The 16,082-nt window shown below is 71.4% G+C and carries 10 protein-coding genes; 9 read left to right on the top strand and 1 reads right to left on the bottom strand.

What is annotated here, in order from left to right; genetic code table 11:
• The first annotated feature begins 136 nt into the window (after positions 1 to 136).
• The 9 genes from gdhA (at position 137) to purM (ending at position 14,887) form a co-directional block, all read left to right on the top strand.
• On the top strand, positions 137 to 1,474 hold the full coding sequence (gene gdhA, locus HMPREF2883_RS08185) for an NADP-specific glutamate dehydrogenase (protein ID WP_070660875.1): 1,338 nt from the start codon (positions 137 to 139) through the stop codon (positions 1,472 to 1,474).
• 335 nt (positions 1,475 to 1,809) lie between these two features.
• Entirely contained in the window at positions 1,810 to 4,293 is a 2,484-nt protein-coding gene (locus HMPREF2883_RS08180) for a 5'-nucleotidase C-terminal domain-containing protein (protein WP_070660872.1), read from the top strand.
• A 526-nt stretch (positions 4,294 to 4,819) separates the two neighbouring features.
• On the top strand, positions 4,820 to 5,584 hold the full coding sequence (locus tag HMPREF2883_RS08175; RefSeq protein ID WP_070660911.1) for a DeoR/GlpR family DNA-binding transcription regulator: 765 nt from the start codon (positions 4,820 to 4,822) through the stop codon (positions 5,582 to 5,584).
• Complete coding sequence (locus HMPREF2883_RS08170) at positions 5,581 to 6,591, top strand: 1-phosphofructokinase family hexose kinase (protein ID WP_070660869.1); 1,011 nt, start codon at positions 5,581 to 5,583, stop codon at positions 6,589 to 6,591. Before HMPREF2883_RS08175 ends, HMPREF2883_RS08170 begins: the two co-directional genes overlap by 4 nt.
• Positions 6,592 to 6,822: 231 nt before the next feature.
• Positions 6,823 to 8,997 (top strand): PTS fructose transporter subunit IIABC, encoded by a 2,175-nt coding sequence (locus HMPREF2883_RS08165; protein WP_070660867.1) that lies wholly within the window; start codon positions 6,823 to 6,825, stop codon positions 8,995 to 8,997.
• A 157-nt stretch (positions 8,998 to 9,154) separates the two neighbouring features.
• Complete coding sequence (locus tag HMPREF2883_RS08160; protein ID WP_070660864.1) at positions 9,155 to 9,616, top strand: sterol carrier family protein; 462 nt, start codon at positions 9,155 to 9,157, stop codon at positions 9,614 to 9,616.
• A gap of 381 nt (positions 9,617 to 9,997) precedes the next feature.
• Positions 9,998 to 11,671: an RNB domain-containing ribonuclease gene (locus HMPREF2883_RS08155; RefSeq protein ID WP_070660860.1), complete on the top strand. Its 1,674-nt coding sequence runs from the start codon at positions 9,998 to 10,000 to the stop codon at positions 11,669 to 11,671.
• A gap of 235 nt (positions 11,672 to 11,906) precedes the next feature.
• Positions 11,907 to 13,580, top strand: a complete 1,674-nt coding sequence (gene purF / locus HMPREF2883_RS08150; protein ID WP_256277397.1) for an amidophosphoribosyltransferase — start codon at positions 11,907 to 11,909, stop codon at positions 13,578 to 13,580.
• Between the two features lie 155 nt (positions 13,581 to 13,735).
• A complete protein-coding gene (gene purM / locus HMPREF2883_RS08145; RefSeq protein ID WP_070660857.1) occupies positions 13,736 to 14,887 on the top strand; it encodes a phosphoribosylformylglycinamidine cyclo-ligase in 1,152 nt (383 codons plus the stop codon).
• 234 nt (positions 14,888 to 15,121) lie between these two features.
• Here purM and HMPREF2883_RS08140 read toward each other — a convergent pair whose 3' ends face one another.
• The gene (locus tag HMPREF2883_RS08140) at positions 15,122 to 15,325 is read right to left on the bottom strand and encodes a DUF3073 domain-containing protein (RefSeq protein ID WP_070660853.1); all 204 of its coding nucleotides are present in this window, start codon (positions 15,323 to 15,325) and stop codon (positions 15,122 to 15,124) included.
• Between the last annotated feature and the right edge of the window lie 757 nt (positions 15,326 to 16,082).

Genomic DNA, 16,082 nt, shown 5'->3' with positions numbered 1-16,082 from the left:
GCGGCCTTTGCGACGGCTATGTTTCCTCCGGATCGCGAGATGTTTCGTCTCAGTGAACGTCACGGTGGAAGTCTTTTCGCGGCGCCGCGGCGACCAGCCAGGTGCTGAGCTAATCCGCAAGGCGAAGGAGTCCCCCATGCAGGACGTTGTCGAGAAGGTCTATGAGCAGGTTGTGGCTCGCAACCGTGGAGAGGTCGAGTTCCACCAGGCCGTCCACGAGGTGCTGGAGTCACTCGGTCCCGTCATCGCCAAGCACCCCCACTACGCCGAGGGCGCCCTCCTGGAGCGCATCGTCGAGCCCGAGCGTCAGATCATGTTCCGGGTCCCGTGGGTCGACGATGCCGGCCAGGTCCACGTCAACCGCGGCTTCCGCATCGAGTTCAACTCGGCGCTGGGCCCCTACAAGGGCGGCCTGCGCTTCCACCCCTCGGTCAACGCAGGCATCATCAAGTTCCTCGGCTTCGAGCAGATCTTCAAGAACGCCCTGACCGCCCAGGGCATCGGCGGCGGCAAGGGCGGCTCCGACTTCGACCCGCACGGACGCTCCGACGCCGAGGTCATGCGCTTCTGCCAGTCCTTCATGACTGAGCTGGCCCGTCACATCGGCCCCTCCACCGACGTGCCCGCCGGCGACATCGGCGTGGGCGGCCGCGAGATCGGCTACCTGTTCGGCCAGTACAAGCGCCTGCGGAACTCCTATGACGCAGGCGTCCTCACCGGTAAGGGCCTGGCCTGGGGCGGCTCCCTCGTGCGCACCGAGGCCACCGGTTACGGCACCGTGCTCTTCGCCCAGTCCATGCTCGCCACCAAGGGCGAGTCCCTCGAGGGCAAGAAGGTTCTCGTCTCCGGTGCCGGAAACGTGGCGATCTACGCCATCGAGAAGGCCCAGCAGCTCGGCGCCACCCCCATCACCTTCTCCGACTCCTCCGGCTACGTCGTCGACGAGGCCGGGGTGGACCTCGAGCTGCTCAAGCAGGTCAAGGAGGTCGAGCGCGGCCGCGTGGCCGACTACGTCGAGCGTCGCCCCGGTGCCCGCCTCGTGACCGGCGGCTCCGTGTGGGACGTCCCCGGCGACGTCGCCCTGCCCTGCGCCACCCAGAACGAGCTCGACGGCGACGCGGCGAACACCCTGCTGCGGGGCGGCTGCGGCGTGGTCTCCGAGGGCGCCAACATGCCCTCCACCCCCGAGGCCGTCGAGGCCTTCCAGAAGGCCGGCATCCTCTTCGCCCCCGGTAAGGCCGCCAACGCCGGTGGCGTGGCGACCTCCGCCCTCGAGATGGAGCAGAACGCCGGCCGCACCCGCTGGGACTTCGCCACCGCCGAGGCCAAGCTGACCGGCATCATGACCGACATCCACGACTCCTGCGTCGCGGCGGCCGAGGAGTACGGCCGCCCCGGCGACTACGTGCTCGGCGCCAACGCGGCCGGTTTCACCCGCGTTGCCGACGTCATGATCGCCCACGGCATCGTCTGATGCCTGGCTGATCCGGGCTCGCGCCCACAGCGACGGCGTCCGCCACCTCTTCCCCGAGGTGGCGGACGCCGCCGTCGTGCCGTGGGAGGGAGCGTGCGGGATCGGCGCTCTTGGCAACCATCCACGTGGCTCGTTCCTCGCCGTGCTCCCGCTGTGGAGGCACGTCCCGACGGCGCTGACGGGCACCCGGGGGAGGCGGGCACGAGCGCTGTCTGATGAACGTCAGTGAGTGCCACGAAAAATAATGCCCCGTATCGCAGGGGCGCATACGGTGACCCATGTTCCTCTCCTCACCTTCTCCCGGGTCACCATCCCTCCGCCTGACAAGGAACGACATGCGACTGCACCCCACGCGGGCCGTCAGGGTCAGCGCCGTCATGTGCGCGCTGACTCTGACAGCCCTCAGTCCCTTCCCGCTCAACCCTCCTGCCGGTGCTGACGAGCCGGCCGCCCCAGCAGCCCCGGCCGACTCTCCGGCCGCCGGTGCCACCACCATCGACCTGCTGGGCATCACCGACCTGCACGGCCACATCTCCCGGACCACTCAGACTGACCGCACCGGACAGACATCCGTCGAGGACCCCGGTGCTGTCACGCTGGCCTGCGAGGTCTCCGCCGCCCGCGCCGCCAACCCCAACACGCTGTTCGTCTCCGCCGGAGACTCCGTGGGCGGATCGGCCTACGTCTCCTCCATCCTCCAGGACCGCCCCACCATGGAGGCGCTCAACGCGATGTCCCTGGATGCCTCCGCTCTGGGCAACCACGAGCTCGACCAGGGCCTGACCGACCTGGAGACGCGCATCCTGCCCGCCTCGAGCTTCCCGATCCTGGCCGCCAACGTCTCCGGCTCAGCTCCCCTGAGCGCCGAGGGCGGCGGCAACGGGGTCTTCATCAAGGAGGTCGGCGGTGTGCGCGTCGGTTTCGTCGGCGTCGTCACCGATGAGCTTCCCACCCTCGTGTCACCCTCAGCCCTGTCCACCCTCACCCTGAGCCCAGCGGTCGCCGCCGCCAACACCCGTGCCGCCGAGCTCAAGGACGGTGACCCGGCCAATGGTGAGGCCGACGTCGTCGTCGTGCTCAGCCATGAGGACGCGGCCTCCACGGCCACGAGCTTCTCCAAGAACGTCGACGCCGTCTTCTCCGGACACACCCACGTGCCCTTCGCCAAGACCGTCACCGGCGCCGAGGGCAACCCGATCGCCGTCGTCCAGGCCGACCACTACGGCTGGGCGCTGGGCCGCATCCGCCTCAGCTATGACCCCGCCAGCCGGAAGACCTCGGTGGTCAGCGCCGACAACGAGGACCTGCGCAGCTCGAGCTGCACCACCGACGCCTACGGCGTCGCCGGAATCGTGTCCCAGGCGGAGAAGGACTCCGCCGCCGAGGGCGGCAAGCCACTGGCCAAGATCGGCTCGGACTTCCTGCGCGGCTCGGACGGCTCGGGCCCCGGCGCCAACCGAGGCACGGAGTCCACCGTCTCCAACCTCATCGCCGAGTCCTTCCGCAGCTGGCTCGCCACCGACATCCAGCCGACCGGCTCCACCCGCTACGTGGGCATCATGAACCCCGGCGGCGTGCGTGCCGACCTGCTCTACGCCGCCTCCGGCTCGGAGGGCGATGGCGTCCTGACCTCGGGGGAGGCCTACACCGTCCAGCCCTTCGGCAACGAGATGGCCTACACGACCCTCACCGGCGCCGAGCTCAAGACTCTGCTGTCCCAGCAGTGGCAGCCCGGCTCCAGTCGTCCCGTGCTCACCCTGGGGCTGTCCAGCAACGTCGACGTCCTCACCGAGGCCACCACCGACCCCGCATACGGGGGTGAGGCCGCAGCCGCCCCCGCGATCCGCGAGATCCTCGTCGACGGCAAGCCACTGGCCGACGGCGACAGCGTCGTCGTCGCCTCCAACGCCTTCCTGCTGGCGGGAGGCGACGGCTACACCGTCCTGAAGGACAAGCCCGTGACCAACACCGGTGTCCTCGACCGCGACGTCACCTCCGCCTACCTGGCCTCCTTCGGCGACCAGCCCGTCAAGGCCGGCTACTCCAAGCGGCAGACCGGGATGACTGTGGGGCCGGTGTACATCAGCTCAGGCGGCGCGCGCAGTACTGACACGGTCTCCGTGACCCTGGACTCCCTGGCCTACACCAACCCCACCGAGCAGGCCGCCGGCGCCCGGCGTGTACGCGTGAGCGCGGGGGATAAGGAGCTCCTGACCAAGGACCTCGACCTCACTGTCGACCCCACCGGCCCGACCACCGGGCGGGTCGACTTCAACCTCACCTTCCCGACCGACGCCCCCACGCGCTCCTGCCGCACGGTCCAGGCCGCCACCTGCCGCTGGGCCTCCGTCGAGACCCTCGACTCCGCAGGCACGGTTCTCAACCGCTTCTCGGTCGAGATCGAGGATGAGGATGCGGCCGGCCCCGGCGCTGAGGCCGGTGATGGAGCAGGTGACGGAGCGGACCCGGGTGACAAGACGGCAAAGGGGACTGACGGTACTGCGGACGGGGCCGGCGGCACGGCGGATGGTGCTGACGGCACGGCGGCGTCCACCCCGCAGGGCGGCCGTGCCGCTGATGAGCCCTCCGTGGGTGGTGGCACCGAGCCGTCCGCCCGCAGCAGTGCACAGCCCGCGGCCAACGCCACCCCGGTCGCGTCCGGGGCGCCCGGCCGGGCGGCCGAACCCGACCGCCCGGCCAAGACGGCGAGTGATAGTCCTCTGGCCCGCACCGGCGCCTCGCTCAGCGCAGGGGTGCTCGCCCTCGCCCTGCTCGTCGTCGGCTACCTCATCCTGCGCCGCAGACGGCAGGTCGACTGATACCGGCTGATGCCGGCTGATACAGCCTGCCCCAGGCTGACCCAGGCTGTGTGCCAGGCTGACCCAGCCTGACGCAGCGATACGCGGGAGACTCGTGCCCGTCACCCTTCACCGGGGGAGGCGGGCACGAGTCCTGTCTGATGGGGGCCGGCGATGGCGGGGCTCCATCGGGGACGGTTCGGGTGGTCCGGGGGCAGGTGGTCCGGGGCAGTGGGGACTGCGGTTCGCGTCGAGGACGTACTTCCCGTTCGAGGACTGCGTTGTCCTACAGGCCACTGGGTTGCGTCCGCAGTCGTTTGTCGGAGAACGCAGTCCTGGTCGCAGAAGTACGTCCTCGACGGTGCGACGGCGCCCGTTGGGCGGCCCCTGTTCTCAAAACAACCTATGAAATGTATTGTGAGTCACTCAGGGGGTAGACATGAATGTTCGAACAGACATACTCTTGCGTCTGTTCAGACATTCAGAGTTGAGTGGATGCCCGAACGGGCGTACTGGGCTGACGGCACGGATCTTCCAGGGGGTGAACATGCGCATCAAGGACAGGCACCGCCAGATCGTGGAGCAGGTGCGCGGTGCAGGGCGGGTCCTCGTCACCGAGCTCGCCGAGCACTTCGACGTCACCCCTGAGACGATCCGCCGCGACTTGACCGCCCTGGACCGCAGCGGCGCCCTGCGCAAGGTCCACGGCGGTGCCATTCCCGCCCCCGCCCTGCCGGAGACCGGCGTGACCCAGCGCGAGCAGGTCAATCCCGCCGCCAAGCAGGCCATCGCCCGCGCCGCCCTGGCGCGGCTCGCACCGGGGCCCGGCATCACCCTCCTCATCGACGCCGGAACCACCACCGGGTCGCTCGCCCGCCTCCTGCCGGGCGACAGCGACCTGACCGTCATCACCAACTCCGTCCTGACCGCCGCCTGGCTGGCCGGCGCCGGACGCACCCGGGTGCGGATCCTCGGCGGCCAGCTGCGAGGACTGACCCAGGCCGCCGTCGGCCCCGAGGCCGTCGAGGCCCTGTCCACCCTGAGGGTCGACGTCGCCGTCCTGGGTGCCAACGGCCTGAGCGCAGCCCACGGACTGTCCACGCCCGACCCCGACGAGGCCACCGTCAAACGCGCCATGGTGCGCAGCGCCCGCCAGGTGGTGGCCCTGGTCGACTCCACCAAGATCGGCCAGGAGCACCTGGTCTCCTTCGCCTCCCTCGACGACATCGACCTCCTGGTCACTGACGTCGAGCTCCCGCCCGCACTCATCGACCAGCTCACCGCCACCGAAACCGAGGTACTTGTCGCATGATCCTGACCCTCACACCCAACCCGTCCCTCGACCGCACCGTCTCCCTGCCCGGACCCCTCCAGCGCGGCGCCGTCCAGCGCCTGACCGGCGTCGTCATGGAACCGGGAGGCAAGGGAGTCAACGTCGCCCGCGTCCTGTCCAACGCCGGGCGCGCCGCCACCGCCGTCCTGCCCGCCGCAGAGAACGACCCCATCCTCACCGCCCTGGGCGCCCTCGAGCTGCCCGGCCTCACCGTGCGATCCGTGCCCGTGGCCGGACCCGCCCGCATCAACACCGCCGTCACCGAGCCCGACGGCACCACCACCAAGCTCAACGAGCTGGGCGCGGGCCTGAGCCAGGAGGAGATCGACGCCGTCGAGCACGCCCTCCTGGAGACCCTCACCCTCACGGGGGCGTCGTCCGGAACCTCCCCCCACCACTGGGCGGTCCTGTCCGGCTCCCTGCCGCCGGGCGCGCCGGCCAGGTGGTACGCCCGCCTCGTGGGGCTCCTGCGGGAGGCCGCCCCGGGGCTGCGCATCGCCGTCGACACCTCCGACGAGCCCCTGGCCGCCCTGGCCGTCGAGCTGCCCGGATCGGCCCCCGACCTCATCAAACCCAACGGTGAGGAGCTCGGCCAGCTCGCCGGCCTGCCCGCCGAGCGCGCCATGGCCCTCGAGGAGGGCGCCGTCCAGGGGGACTACGGCCCTGTCGTCGACGCCGCCCGCCTCCTGGTGGGCCTGGGGATCGGCGCCGTCATGGTGACCCTCGGCCCCGCCGGCGCCGTCCTGGTGACCGCCGACGGCGCCTGGCACGCCACCGCCCCCGAGGTCCCGGTGGTCTCCACCGTCGGCGCCGGGGACTCCTCAGTGGCCGGCTACATCCTGGCCGACGTCAACGGTGGCGACGAGGCCGAGCGCCTGCGCACCGCCATGGCCTACGGCTCGGCCGCCGCCTCCCTGCCCGGAACCACCCTGCCCACGCCCGCCGACCTGCCCGAGCAGTCGGCCGTCGTCACCCGGCTCGCCTGAGTCGGGATGCCCGCGGGCGCTGGGGCCGCAGACCCGTGAGCCCCGCCTCCCGGCGCCTGTCGGCGGCCGGCCACCGCCCAGCCGGCTCCGCCGTCGACCGGCCACCGACTGTTCACCACCCGCCCACCGATCCGCCACCTGACCACCACTGACCGCATGCCCACCACTCTTGACCACCTGTGACCCGCCTCAGCCCACCGGGCGACGGCACCTCGGACACCAAGGAAGACCATGACCGAGAACAAGCCCCTCATCATCCCCGAGCTGGTCGCGCTCGACGCCGACGCCGGCCCGAGCAAGGAAGACGTCATCGAGTTCCTGGCCGCCACCGTGGCCGGTGCGGGCCGGGCCTCCAGCCCCGACGGCCTGGCCGCCGACGCCAAGAAGCGCGAGTCGACCGCCCCCACCGGGATTCCCGGAGGCATCGCCATCCCGCACTGCCGCAGCTCTCACGTCCTGGCCCCCAGCCTCGGCTTCGCCCGCCTGGTGCAGCCGGTCGACTTCGGGGCCGCCGACGGACGGGCCGCCGACCTCATCTTCATGATCGCCGCTCCCGACGGTGCCGACGACTTCCACCTCCAACTCCTGGCCAAGCTCGCCCGCGGACTCATGCAGACCGAGTTCACCGACGCCCTGCGCCAGGCCGCCGACGCCGAGGAGATCACCCGCATCGTCACCAAGCAGGTCCAGCCCGAGCTGCTCGACGGCGGGGAGGAGGCCGAGGACGGCGCAGTCGGTGAGGCCGGAAGCGCCGCGGGCTCGACCCAAGGAGACGGCGCCGTGGGGTCCAAGAAGGCTGCGGCGTCGTCGGCCCCGGCGGAAGGTCAGACCGTCATCGTGGGGGTCTCCTCCTGTCCCACCGGCATCGCCCACACCTTCATGGCCGCCGAGGCCCTGGAGCAGGCCGGCAAGGACCGCGGCATCACCGTGGCCATCGAGGGCCAGGGCTCGGGCAAGATCGACGCCCTCGACCCCGAGCTCATCAAACGGGCCAGCGCCGTCATCTTCGCCCACGACCTGCCGGTCAAGGGCCGCGAGCGCTTCGCCGGCAAGCCCGTCATCGACGTCGGGGTCAAGGCCGCCGTCAACGACGCCGGCTCCCTGGTGGACAAGGCCCTGGCCGCCGTCGACGACCCCAGTGCCGCCCGCGTGCCGTCCGGCGGCGGGTCCAGCGAGGAGAGCGAGGAGGGCTCCGAGCACTGGGCTCGGCGCCTGCAGCGCTCGGTCATGACCGGGGTGTCCTACATGATCCCCTTCGTGGCCGCCGGTGGTCTGCTCATCGCCCTGGGCTTCCTCCTGGCCGGGTACGACGTGGCCAACCTCTACGAGAAGATCTCCATCAGCGACTACTCCCTGTGGAACCTGCCCGGCAACGAGTTCGTCCACGAGATCAAGAACTCGGCCGACAACGTCGTGGGAACCGAGACGATCACCGTCTCCCAGTCCGGGCTGCTGCTGTACATCGGGTGGACGTTGTTCCTGCTGGGGCAGGCGGCCATGAGCTTCCTCGTTCCGGCGCTGGCCGGCTACATCTCCTTCGGGCTGGCTGGCAGGCCCGGGATCGCGCCCGGGTTCGTCATGGGGGTTGTCGCGGTTCAGGTCGGTGCCGGGTTCATCGGCGGCCTGGTCGGCGGCATCCTCGCGGGCTACTTCGCGGCCTGGCTCGCCGGGCTCAATGCGCCGGCCTGGCTGCGAGGGCTCATGCCCGTGGTCGTCATCCCACTGGGCACCACGCTGGTGGTCGGCGCCGTCATGTACCTGGTCCTCGGGCGGCCCCTGGCCGCCCTCATGACCGGGCTGAAGCACGGGCTGACCTCCATGTCCGGGGGCGGGTCGGCCGTGCTGCTCGGCATTATCCTCGGGCTCATGATGTGCTTCGACCTGGGCGGGCCGATCAACAAGGCCGCCTACCTGTTCGGCACCGCGGGCCTGTCCGAGGCCAGCGCCAGCAACACCGCCCCCTACGAGATCATGGCCACCGTCATGGCCGCCGGCATGGTGCCGCCGCTGGCGATGTCCGCCGCGACCTTCCTGCGCTCGCGACTGTTCACCAAGGCAGAGATCGAGAACGGGCGCAGCGCCTGGCTGCTGGGGCTGTCCTTCATCTCCGAGGGCGCCATTCCCTTCGCCGCCGCCGACCCGCTGCGCGTCATCCCGGCCACCATGGCCGGCGGCGCGGTCACCGGTGCGATGACCATGGCGATGCACGTCGGTTCCCGCGCGCCCCACGGCGGCGTGTTCGTTGCCTTCGCCATCACCAACTTCGGTGGCTTCCTCCTGGCGATCCTGGCCGGGACGGTGGTGACCACCGCGCTGGTCATCGTCCTCAAGGGGCTGGGGCGCAACGCCGACGGTCAGGGCGGCAAGGAAGGCGCCGAGGCGCAGGCCGCTGCCGCCGCTGCTTGAGCCGGCGAGCCTTATCACCGCCTCGTCGTGCGGGGTCCCGCCAGGTGCGGGCGCCCCGCACGACGCGTGTGAGGAGCGAAGAGGCCGAGTCTGAGAGGCTCGGTGTCCCCGTTGACGCAGGATGCTCCCCGGGGAGGTCCGGCATAGGCTTCGCGCCATGGCTGCAAGACGACGCATCGACCCCGCCGCCGGCGCTCAGGCCCTGCGCCAGTGGGCCCAGGAGCAGGACACGTCCGGCGATGGAGCGGCCAACGCCCCTGAAGGACCTGCCGGCGCTGAAAGAGCCGCCGGTGGCGCTGCCTCCGCCAGTCCCGCCGACCGGGCCGCCCGACGTTGGGTGACCGCCACCGCCGTGCGCTACACCCTCGAAGAACTCGCCGCCTGCGCTCCCGGGCGCTCGGTCGAGGTGCGAGTCCCGCCCTTCGGCGTCACCCAGGCCGTCGCCGGCACCGTCCACCGCCGGGGCACCCCGCCCAGCGTCGTCGAGACCGACGCCCCCACCTGGCTGTCCCTGGCCACCGGCCGACTCACCTGGCAGGACGCCCTGGCCGGCGGCACCCTGCACGCCTCCGGCGAGCGCTGCGACCTGTCCGCCTACCTGCCCCTGGTCAAGCTCTGAAAGCCTGTCCGGTCTGGACCGACCGGCGCCGGTATGGCCGTCGCCGTGCCGCCGTAGCGCCGCCGCCCCGATTCTGACTGTCGCTTTGGGAGCCGGGGCTGCTCCGCGGACTCGTCGGGACCGTCACCCATGTCCCGAGGCGTCGCGGACTGTTGTGCCAACCGCGCAGAGGACGAAAGTGTCACAAATGGCGACTTTTCAACGCGCGCTGTCGGGGCAGGCGTCAGGGCGCAAGGTCCTGACCAGCGTCAACGCGTTCTGACTGGTCGTCTGCGGAGCGCACTTGGTCCTAAAAGTCGCCGCCTGTGACAGATTGGGCCGATTCCGCCCCCATCCGCCTGTTGGCACTGCGCTGAGGGTCGGCGCCGGTAGGTTCATCCCGTGAGTCGCACGCGCCTGAGTTCCTACACCGCCCCGCCCGCCGAGGTCGCTCGGACCTTGGACGCGTTGCGCGCGCACTACGAGGTGCCCACCGCTTTCCCGCCCGAGGCCCTCGCCGAGGCGGAGGCCGCCGCCGGTGCCTGGGCCCAGGACGGCCCCGCCCGTCTCCTGGCGGACGGCGCCCGCGACGCCCGCGACCTGGAGCTGGTCACCATCGACCCGCCCGGCTCCATGGACCTCGACCAGGCGGTGCTCCTGGAGCGCCTGGTCGCGCAGCCCCACCAGGCCGGCACGGCCGCGGGGAACGTCGGGGGCACCCCCGAGCCGGCGGCCACCTACCGAGTCCACTACGCCATCGCCTCCCTGGCCACCTTCGTCACCCCCGGTGGCGCCCTGGACGCCGAGCTGCGCCGCCGTGGCGAGACCATCTACGCCCCCGACGCCGCCACGCCCCTGCACCCCGAGGTCCTCTCCCACGGCGCCGCCTCCCTGCTTCAGGACGCCGAGCGGCCGGCCTGCCTGTGGACCATTGACCTCGACGAGCGCGGCGAGGTCGTCTCCGCCCGGGTCGAGAGGGCCCTCGTGCGCTCGCGGGTGCGCCTCAGCTACGCCCAGGTCCAGGCCGCCATCGACGGGGAGGGAGCCCTGCCCCGTCAGGCGCCGGCCGACCTGCCCGAGCTCCTGGCCGAGATCGGCCGCCTGCGCCTGGAGCGCGAGACCGCCCGCGGTGGCATCAGCATGACCACGCCCGAGCAGGTCGTCGAGGTGAGTGAGGCGGCACAAGCGGCAGAGACAGTGCAGGCGGCGGAGCCGGCAGAGTCAGCAGGGGACGCGGACCCCACCGAGGGGCCCGGCCCCGCCGGCTACCGGCTCGCCTACCGCGTGCCCGTGCCCGCCGAGCAGTACAACGCCCAGATCTCCCTGCTCACCGGCATGTGCGCCGCCCGGATCATGGTGGACTGCGGCGTCGGCATCCTGCGTACCCTGCCGCCGGCGCGCCCCGAGGACTACGCCCGCCTGCGGCGCGTCGCCGCGGCTCTGGGCATCGACTGGCCGGCCGCCCAGCCCTACCCCGAGCTCGTGCGCGGCCTGGACCATGCCGTGCCCGCCCACGCGGCCTTCATGGAGCAGGCCATGTCCCTCTTCCGCGGATCGGGCTACCTCGCCTTCGGGGTAGGCGGCGTCGGGGTCCCCGCCGACGACGAGGCCGCCGACTCCGAGGAGGCCGTCCACTCCGCGATCGCCGCCCGCTACGCCCACGTCACCGCGCCGCTGCGCCGACTCGTGGACCGCTACGGCGAGGAGGTCTGCATCGCTGCCTGCGCCCAGGGGCCTGTGCCCGAGTGGGTCCTCCAGGCGCTGCCGGATCTTCCCGGCGTCATGGAGCAGACCGGCAGGCGCGCCCGAGCCATCGGCCGTGGGGCACTGACCGCCCTGGAGGCCCTGGTCCTGCGCGGGCACGAGGGTGAGGTCTTCGATGGCGTCATCACCTCCGAGCGCGATGGCCGCGGCGAGCTCGTCCTGGCCGAGCCCGCCGTCGTCACCGAGATCCGCGCCGGCAAGAGGGCCTTAGACGGCGGCCTCCCGGTGGGTGAGCGCGTGCAGGTCCGCCTCCTGTCCGCCGACCCAGCCTCCGGCATCCGCTTCCAGCTCCTGCGCCAGGAGCGCCCCTGAGACGGGCCGGCTCCGGCGACCGCAATGGGCAGATGGCGCCCGGGCGTGACAGACTGTGCGTGTGCGCACCGGTGAGAACCCCTCGCAGATCACCTTCGACCATCCCGACGGCACCCGCTCCACACCGCGGGCCGACTCCTCCGATCCCCTGGGGCGGCCCAGCCGACAGAGCCCGCCCGATCCGGCGACCCCCGAGGCTCCCGGGGCTCCCGCAGGGCCCGTCGTCGCCCCCGGCCTGAGCGCCCTGCCCGACGACCACTGCGACGAGCTCGAGCCCTCGCCGCGCGAGGAGTGCGGCGTCTTCGGCGTGTGGGCCCCCGGTGAGGACGTCTCCCGCCTGACCTACTTCGGCCTGTACGCCCTCCAGCACCGTGGCCAGGAGTCGGCCGGCATTGCCACCTCCAACGGCTCTCAGATCCTCGTCTACAAGGATCTCGGCCTGGTCTCCCAGGTCTTCGACGACCAGGCCCTGTCCAACCTCACCGGCCACATCGCCGTCGGCCACGTCCGCTACGCCACTCAGGGCGCCACCACCTGGGAGAATGCTCAGCCGATGCTCGGCCCGGCGGCCGGCTCCACCCTTGCCATGGCCCACAACGGCAACCTCACCAACACCCGCGAGCTCATGGACGCCGTGCGCGCCACCTCCGGGGAGGACCTCAGCGGCGAGCTCGGCCGCGGTTCCTCCACCGACACCGCCGTCCTGGCCGCCCTGCTCAACCTCGTTTCCGAGCACGGCGCCCTGGAGGGCTGGGACTCGGCCGCTGACGTCCTCACCTCCGGCATCACCGACGACGCCGAGCTCGACGCCGCCTACTTAGCGCCGGCCCCCTTGAGCGTCCACCAGGCCGCCCACCGGGTCCTGCCCATGCTGCGCGGTGCCTTCTCCTTGGTCTTCATGGACGAGCGCACCCTCTACGCCGCCCGCGACCCCCACGGAGTGCGCCCCCTGGTGCTGGGGCGCCTGGGCAACGGGTGGGCCGTAGCCTCCGAGACCGCCGCCCTGGACATCATCGGCGCCGCCTTCGTGCGCGAGATCGAGCCCGGCGAGCTCATCGAGATCGACGAGGACGGCGTGCGCTCCACCCGCTTCGCCACCGCCCGGCGGGCCGGCTGCGTCTTCGAGTACGTCTACCTGGCCCGCCCCGACACCCGCATCGCCGGACGCAGCGTCATCACCTCGCGCAACGAGATGGGCGCCGCCCTGGCCCGCGAGCACCCGGTGGAGGCCGACCTTGTCATTGCCACGCCCGAGTCGGGCACCCCGGCCGCCATCGGCTACGCGCAGGCCTCCGGCATCCCCTACGGGCAGGGTCTGGTGAAGAACGCCTACGTGGGGCGCACCTTCATCCAGCCCACCCAGACCCTGCGCCAGCTCGGCATCCGACTCAAGCTCAACCCCCTGCGCGAGGTCATCGAGGGCAAGCGCCTCGTCGTCGTCGACGACTCCATCGTGCGAGGCAACACCCAGCGCGCCCTGGTGCGGATGTTGCGCGAGGCCGGCGCCGCCGAGGTCCACGTGCGCATCTCCTCCCCGCCGGTCATGTGGCCCTGCTTCTACGGCATCGACTTCGCCACCCGCGCCGAGCTCATCGCCACCGGCATGAACGTGGAGGAGATTTGTCAGTCCATCGGAGCCGACTCCCTGGGCTTCCTGTCCGTCGAGGGCATGGTGGCCGCCAGCGGCCAGAAGGCCGACGAGCTGTGCATGGCCTGCTTCACCGGCGACTACCCGATCCCGCCGCCGGTGCGCAGCCTGATGGGCGCCGCCATCCCGGTGCGCCGCGTCCCGACCGCCTACCGCGGCCGGCGCCGCGAGGAGGCCGACCACGCCGGCCGCACCGTGCCGCCGGGCAGCATCACCCGCCCTGACCTGGCCTCCGGCAGCCCCCTGGGGTCAACGACCTAGCCCGGGCCCCGGCGCCTGCCTCGCCCCGGCCGGCTGGCCCGGTCCGCCGGAGTCCACCCGTTCCGCCGTCGGCGATGCGCACCGGCCACCCGTTCCGCCCTCGCCCCGTCCGCCCACCACCGCACCTTCGACCCGAGTCCACAAGGAGCCCCACCATGACCCAGCAGCCCGAGCAGCCTGAGCAGCCCGCCCCCGCCATCACCTACGCCGACGCCGGCGTGGACACCGCCGCCGGGGACCGGGCCGTCGCGCTCATGAAGGACGCCGTGGCCTCCACCATGACCCCGGCCGTCGTCGGCGGCGTCGGGGGCTTCGCCGGGCTCGTGGACGTCTCCGCCCTGCGCGACTACCACCGCCCCCTGCTGGCAACCTCCACCGACGGCGTGGGCACCAAGGTCGCCATCGCCCAGGCCCTCGACATCCACGACACCATCGGCCAGGACCTGGTGGGCATGGTCGTCGACGACATCGTCGTGGTCGGGGCCCGCCCCCTGCTCATGACCGACTACATCGCCTGCGGGCACGTCGTCCCCGAGCGGATCGCCGACATCGTGCGCGGCATCGCTCAGGCCTGCGCCGCCATCGGCACCCCGCTGCTGGGCGGGGAGACCGCCGAGCACCCCGGCCTCATGGCCCCCGACGAGTACGACGTCGCCGGGGCCGCCACCGGCGTCGTCGAGGCCGACCGGATGCTCGGCGCTGAGAAGGTGCGCGCCGGCGACGTCCTGGTCGCCCTGGGCTCCTCCGGGCTGCACTCCAACGGCTACTCCCTGGTGCGCCGCGTCATCGAGCACGCCGGCTGGGACCTGGAGCGTGAGGTCCCCGAGTTCGGCCGCACCCTGGGCCAGGAGCTGCTCGAGCCCACGCGCCTGTACACCCGCGTGTGCCTGGCCATGCTGGAGACCCTGTCCTCGCCGGCCGCCCCAGCACCGGTCCACGCCCTGTCCCACATCACCGGTGGGGGGCTGGCCGCCAACGTCGCCCGGGTCCTGCCGGCCGGGCTCATCGCCGACGTCGACCGCTCCTCCTGGACGGTGCCGCCGGTCTTCACCACCGTGCGCGAGCTCGGCTCGGTGCCGTGGGAGGACCTCGAGGGCACCCTCAACCTGGGGGTGGGAATGGTCGCCGTTGTTGACCCGGGCGTGGTCGATGCCGTCCTGCGGGTCGCCGAGGGCTCCGACATCCCCGCCTGGGTGCTGGGAGAGGTGCATGAGGCCGGCAAGTACGAGGCCCGGGGGCGGGTGGTCGCCGGAACGAAGGGCGTCGATGGGGGCGCGGTCGACATTCACGGCACCTACACCGCCTGAGCCATCGCGAGGTGTCACGGATGGCGACTATTCAATCCTCACTGGGCCGGTTCTGGAGCAACGAGTCAGGGCAGCACCGCCCTGACCTGGGTCGATGCGACACAGGCGATTCGGTTCGGGAGTGAAAAGTCGCCGAGAGTGACACAGATGGCTGCCCGACGGCCTCGACGCGCGCGTTCTTAGGCGTGCGGAAGGGCCGGCAGGTGCGTTCCTCCGGCCCTCGACTGGGGTGGGCTACTTGCCGTCCTCGTCCCAGTCATCGTCGTCGACGGCATACTTGGCGGCCAGCTCCTCGTAGTCGATCTCGTCGTCAGACTCGGATCCCGAGGACGCTGAGACGAGCTCCCGTTCCAGAGCCTTGTAATCGGTCTCCGGGCTGAAGTACTTGAGCTTACGGGCAACCTTGGTTGCCTTGGCCTTCTGACGGCCGCGCCCCATAGGCTCGACCCCCTCCAACGTGTCACGGCGCGCACGTGGGCGCGCTCTTCCTGGTCAAATATGTCGTGGGGCAACCGTACAACGTCAATGGTCACGAACACCATTCGGACACCGGAGGAGAGTCGTGGTGACGCACACCCCACATGCTGGGCAGTAGGTCCGAGAGTCGCATAGCGATTGCCCAGGGGGCCTTCGAGAGGCCCTCAGTGAGCCTGCGGATGCTGCCCAATGTCGGTCCGACGTTCCTCCAGAGAGGTGGGGATTCTCGGGGGCGGGGCTGCTGGCTCGGGTACTCCTAGGAAGGGGCGGGGGCTGCCCGACGGGCGGCGCCGGCACTTCGCCGGGGGCGTACGCGGAGGGCCTGACGGACGCACGGGTGCGCTTTGTTCGTCGGCACTGGTCTCGTCCGTTCCGGCCGCGAGGAGGTGTGGTGGGAGGGGGTGGATTTTGTCCAAATGGGACGACTTTGAAGCCGCTGCGAGCGGGCTGGATGAAGTCGAATCACCCTGACCTGCGCATATACGAACGGATCTTGCAGGCTGTGGCGTCATAGTCGTCCCATTTGGACACTTTGACGCCGATGAGGGGTGGGTTCTGGTGGTGGATGCACCACTCGTGGAGGGGTGTTATGTGTCTGGGGATTGGTTTGATCAGGGTGTGCGTCGTGATGTGGCGGCTGGTGAGTCGGCTTCGGCGGTGGCTCGGGATCTGGGGTGCTGTCGTGGGTCGGTGAGTCTGTGGTGCTAGGAGGCGGGGG

The sequence above is a fragment of the Actinomyces sp. HMSC075C01 genome, assembly GCF_001812965.1.
Classification (GTDB): Bacteria; Actinomycetota; Actinomycetes; order Actinomycetales; family Actinomycetaceae; genus Actinomyces; species Actinomyces acetigenes.
The sequence above is the reverse complement of the archived record's forward strand: the minus strand, read 5'-3'. Positions and strand labels throughout refer to the sequence as shown.